The following is a 1,052-nucleotide window of genomic DNA, read 5'->3' on the forward strand; positions in this document are numbered from 1 at the left end:
TTCGATTTGAACTGGTTCAAACCACCTTGGAAAAACTCCTCTCCGGTGTATTGCGTAGCGGTAATCACTGTCACGTTACGCGCATTTTTCACAAGCAGTGCGTCGATCAAGTTGTTGTTATTGCGAAACTCACGATGCATCTTTTTTAGAGCTTCTGGATCGTTACTCAATTTAAAGCGGAACGTCACTGGTATTTGGCCAATATAGGTATCAGCGAAACGAACTTGAACCGAATCAAGACGTTGGTAAAAGTCTTCACCCTTGCTGTTACCAAAAGACACAGTGATCACTTGATCGTACTTAGTGATTTTGGATAGAAACGGCATCCGGAAATGAATACCAGGTTCAGTAAACACATCCAACTCACCAGTGATGTTGTTTTGATGCACATAACTATAGCCAGCATCTGTCATCAAAACCGAACTGTTGATCGTTAAACCTACAGCCAATAAAGGCACACCAATCAATGCCGCTTTTATCCCGCGATGAAGCAACTGACGTCGTTCTTCTACTTTTAAGCCTTGTCCTAAGCTTCTGCTTTCCATGTTTTTCTCCTTATTATTTCGGTTGTCATTGAGTTAAATCGATGAAAATCAAGCTGCTATGCAACTCGCTGACAACAGGTGTTAATGTATCAAATTGTTACATTAAGAAATAATCGAAAGATTCATGAAATTAATGCGATTTTTACGAATAATACAAAATCAATAGGAATATGCGGTGAGCTTCGTATTTCGCTGAAAAGCAGTAGAAAATGAAAATTGCGGGCAATAAAAAAGGCCGCCGAAGCGACCTTTCTCAGAGAAGTATTAATTACTTCACACGACCTACGTATTCACCAGTACGAGTGTCAACTTTGATCACTTCGCCAATTGCGATGAATAGTGGAACACGAACAACAGCGCCAGTTGCTAGTGTAGCTGGTTTACCACCAGTACCTTGAGTATCACCTTTCAGACCTGGATCAGTATCTGTAACTTCTAGCTCAACGAAGTTTGGTGGAGTAACAGTAATTGGGTTACCGTTCCAAAGAGTGATCATACAAGTGTTGT

General features: G+C 40.8%; 1 protein-coding gene and 1 pseudogene. Both read right to left on the minus strand.

Annotated features, from left to right (window positions below; translation table 11 throughout):
• Nucleotides 1-545 (minus strand): SPFH domain-containing protein (locus R7E00_RS25060; protein ID WP_318124917.1); only part of this gene is annotated, 545 nt, incomplete at its 3' end.
• Between the two features lie 268 nt (nucleotides 546-813).
• Nucleotides 814-1,052, minus strand: a pseudogene (locus R7E00_RS25065) (elongation factor P); the annotation flags it as partial.

Origin of the sequence: Vibrio sp. Vb1755 (assembly GCF_033338635.1) — a bacterium.
GTDB lineage: Bacteria > Pseudomonadota > Gammaproteobacteria > Enterobacterales > Vibrionaceae > Vibrio > Vibrio alginolyticus.